3 protein-coding genes and 1 pseudogene are annotated in these 3,541 nt (G+C 70.1%); 2 read left to right on the top strand and 2 right to left on the bottom strand.

All coding sequences use genetic code 11. From position 1 onward, the window contains the following. Positions 1–423, bottom strand: a pseudogene (locus I0Q12_RS33245) (oxidoreductase); the annotation flags it as partial. An 80-nt stretch (positions 424–503) separates the two neighbouring features. Then, the gene (locus tag I0Q12_RS18725; RefSeq protein WP_197253422.1) at positions 504–1,664 is read right to left on the bottom strand and encodes a cytochrome P450; all 1,161 of its coding nucleotides are present in this window, start codon (positions 1,662–1,664) and stop codon (positions 504–506) included. A 119-nt stretch (positions 1,665–1,783) separates the two neighbouring features. Here I0Q12_RS18725 and I0Q12_RS18720 point away from each other — a divergent pair, with 119 nt between their 5' ends. Together I0Q12_RS18720 and I0Q12_RS33240 are read left to right on the top strand one after the other, a co-directional pair. Beyond that, the gene (locus I0Q12_RS18720) at positions 1,784–2,485 is read left to right on the top strand and encodes a DUF2334 domain-containing protein (RefSeq protein WP_197253420.1); all 702 of its coding nucleotides are present in this window, start codon (positions 1,784–1,786) and stop codon (positions 2,483–2,485) included. A gap of 52 nt (positions 2,486–2,537) precedes the next feature. After that, a partial coding sequence (locus tag I0Q12_RS33240; RefSeq protein WP_374068726.1) for an FAD-binding dehydrogenase occupies positions 2,538–3,541 on the top strand: 1,004 nt, incomplete at its 3' end.

The following is a 3,541-nucleotide window of genomic DNA, read 5'->3' as shown; positions in this document are numbered from 1 at the left end:
GGCGAGCGCGCTCATGTCGGGGCCGGCCTGCGGCGTCGACGGCACCAGCAGCGGACGGTCCTGGACGGTGTCGATCCGGGCGACCTTGCCGTGATGGGTCATCTGCACGCACAGTTTGCTGCCGGCCACGTGCACGGCGTCCGCCAGTGACTTCAAGCCGGGGATGAACCGGTCCTCGGACAGGCCCGGTTCCTTGGTGCTCGCGCACCCGATCGGATACGCGACCGCGCAGCATCCGGTGATGATCAGCCCGGTGCCGCCCGCGGCGCGCGCCGCGAAATGATCGATGTCGCCCTGCTCGATCTCACCGTCCACGCACAGATTCATGTCCATCGCGGGCATCACCACCCGGTTGGCCAGGGTGATCGGGCCGATGGTGCCGGGGGACAGCAGATGCGGGTACGTCTTCTGGCGGGTCGTCACGGGCCGACGCTAAACCGATCCGACGACGGGACCGGGCGGCCGTCTTGGTGAACGGGACCTCGTCGTTCGGTGGGAGTTGTTCAGTGGCGGGTCAGCACGACCGGCACCCGCGTGAACCCACCCGCCGGATACGCCGCGTGCTCCGGAACCGCGCCGGTCGCGGTGATGTTCGTGGTCGCGGCGAGCAGTTCGTCGACCAGTGCGGTGAGCTCGAGTCGCGCGAGCGGCGCACCCGGACAGTTGTGGATGCCGCGTCCGTAAAGCAGGTTCGCGGCCGGGTCGCGGTCGAGGCGGAACTCGTCGGGGTCACCGAAGACGGCCTCGTCGCGGTTCGCCGACGCCCACAGCACTATGATCCGTTCCCCGGCCGGGATGCGGCGGTCCGCGACGGTCACCTCCCGGGTGGTGCGACGGCGGTTCGCGATCAGCGGTGCCTGCATCCGCAGGATCTCGTCGCACGCGGCACCGATCCGGTCGGGTTCGGCCCGCAGATGCTTCTGGACCTCCGGATTCGACGCGAGGAACGCGACCAGGATGCCGACGCACGCAGCGATCGTGCTCAGCTCGCCGACCGTCCAGTTGCGGATCATCGACACCAGCTCGGCATCGGTGAGCGGCCTGCCGTCGACCCGCTCGCCGAGCAGCTCCGCGGTCACGTCGGGAGTCCCGGTCGCCGGCCGACCACGGCGCTCGTCGAGCTGTTCGCGGATGTAGCCGTCGAACTCCAGCGCGATCGCCGACATCGCCGCCCGGTCGAGGGCGCGCGTCGCCTCCCGGTTCTTGCGCGTCCATTCGCGCAGCGGCTCGTGCAGACGGTCCGGCCACCCCATGAACCGGCACTGGATCCGGTTCGCGAACGGTTCGGCCAGGCCGGACATGATCTCGGCCTCGCCGGGCCCGAGTGCGTCGATCAGGTCGCGGGCCACCTCGCGGCACGCCGGTTCGAACGCGCGCATGCGGTCGGGCGTGAAGTACCGGTCGTTGATCGCCCGGAACGACGTGTGCTCCGGCGGGTCCATGCCATTGGGCACCGACGGATGCGACGACACCGCATTGCTGAAGGTCGCGGGGTCGTCGAGGATTGCCACGACATCGGTGTGACGGAACACCGTCCAATCGCGGTAGGCGCTGTAGGCGACGGGGCAGCGGGCGCGCATCTCGTCGTACGCGGTGATCTGATCCGCCTGCACCTGTGGGGAACGCGGGTCCCAATCCACGTGCGGTTCGCTCTGATCGGACATGACACCTCGCTCCGGTCGGCAACGGATCCGATCCCAGTGTGCCCACCGCGCTGCTCTCGTCGCGCAGGTTTCAACCGGAGGACGATCTCCGTTCATCCGCGCCGGGCATCGTGATGGTCGTGAGCACGGAACTGATCGTGTCGGTGTCGGGAATCCGGGATGTCACCCGCGAAGCGGTCGACAGGTTCGCCCGCGAGATGGATGCGCGCGGAGTGCCGCTGTCGCTGCTCGTGGCGCCGCGGCTGAAGGACCACTACCGGCTGGTGCGCGACCCGGCGACCCAGGAATGGCTCCTCGAACGCCGGGAAGACGGCGACGCGATCGTGCTGCACGGCTACGACCAGGCCGCGACGAAACGCCGCCGCGCCGAATTCTCGGCGCTGCGCGAGCACGAGGCGCGGCTGCGGCTGCTCGCCGCCGATCGCGTGCTCGAGGCAACGGGACTGCGCACCCGGCTGTTCGCCCCGCCCCGCTGGGTCGCCTCGGCCGGGGCGGTCGCCGCACTGCCGCAGACCGGGTTCCGCCTCCTGGCCGACGCCACCGGCGTGCACGACCTCGACCGGGGCACCGTGGAGCAGGCGCGCGTGTTCGGGATCGGCGACGGGGCGCGCGCCGAACCGTGGTGGTGCCGCGCCATGGTCATCGGCGCCGCGCGGGTCGCGCGGCGCGGCGGACTGCTGCGCCTGGCGATCTCCGGGCCGCAACTGAGCAAACCCGGACCGCGGCAGGCCATCGTCGACGCCGTCGACATCGCGCTGCACCACGACGCGCAGCCGACCGTGTACCGCTGGCAGCCGCGGGCTCTCGGCCACGTCGCGTGATGCCGTTCGACCTCTCCCGTCGTACCGGGACCGGCCGGTAGTGTCTGCGGACATGGACGCAGACGTGATCGTGGTGGGGGCGGGTCTCGCCGGGCTGGTGGCGACCGGGGAGCTGATCGACGCCGGGCGCAAGGTGATCCTGGTGGATCAGGAGAACGCGAACAACCTTGGTGGACAAGCCTTCTGGTCGTTCGGTGGGCTCTTCTTCGTCGACAGTCCCGAACAACGTCGCATGGGTATCAAGGACTCCTACGACCTCGCGCTGCAGGACTGGATGGGCACAGCCGGCTTCGACCGCGAGGTCGAGGACCGCTGGCCGCGCCGCTGGGCGCAGGCGTACGTCGAGTTCGCCGCGGGGGAGAAGCACGCGTGGCTCGCGCAGCGCGGGTTGAAGATCTTCCCGATGGTCAACTGGGCCGAACGCGGCGGCTACGACGCCGGCGGCCACGGCAACTCGGTGCCCCGATTCCACATCACGTGGGGGACCGGCCCCGGGCTCGTCGAGATCTTCGCCCGCAAGGTGCTCGCCGCCGCCGACCGCGGCCTCGTCACTTTGAAGTACCGCCATCAGGTCGACGAACTGGTCGTCACCGACGGTGCGGTCACCGGCGTGCGCGGCACCGTCCTCGAACCGACCGACGCGGCGCGCGGTGTGAAGTCGTCCCGCACCGCCGTCGGCGACTTCGAGTTCGGCGCGGGCGCCGTGATCGTCACGTCCGGCGGCATCGGCGGCAACTACGACCTGGTCAAGAAGAACTGGCCGACGCGGCTCGGTATCCCGCCGAAGCACATGCTCAGCGGCGTGCCCGCCCACGTCGACGGCCGCATGCTCGAGATCACCGAGAAGGCCGGCGGGAACATCGTCAACCGAGATCGCATGTGGCACTACACCGAAGGCATCACCAACTACGACCCGGTGTGGCCGAACCACGGCATCCGCATCCTGCCCGGCCCGTCGTCGCTGTGGCTCGACGCCACCGGCAAGCGCCTGCCGGTGCCGCTGTTCCCCGGATTCGACACGCTCGGCACCCTCGAGCACATCGTCACCACCGGCCA

Origin of the sequence: Rhodococcus sp. CX (genome assembly GCF_015865005.1) — a bacterium.
In the GTDB taxonomy this organism is placed as follows: Bacteria; Actinomycetota; Actinomycetes; order Mycobacteriales; family Mycobacteriaceae; genus Rhodococcus.
Note: the sequence above shows the minus strand (reverse complement) of the source record. Positions and strands in the feature narration are given on the sequence as shown.

Excerpts from the sequence above, each read along its gene's own strand:
- I0Q12_RS18725 (WP_197253422.1), bottom strand. The coding sequence starts at position 1,664 with ATGTCCGATCAGAGCGAACCGCACGTGGATTGGGACCCGCGTTCCCCA.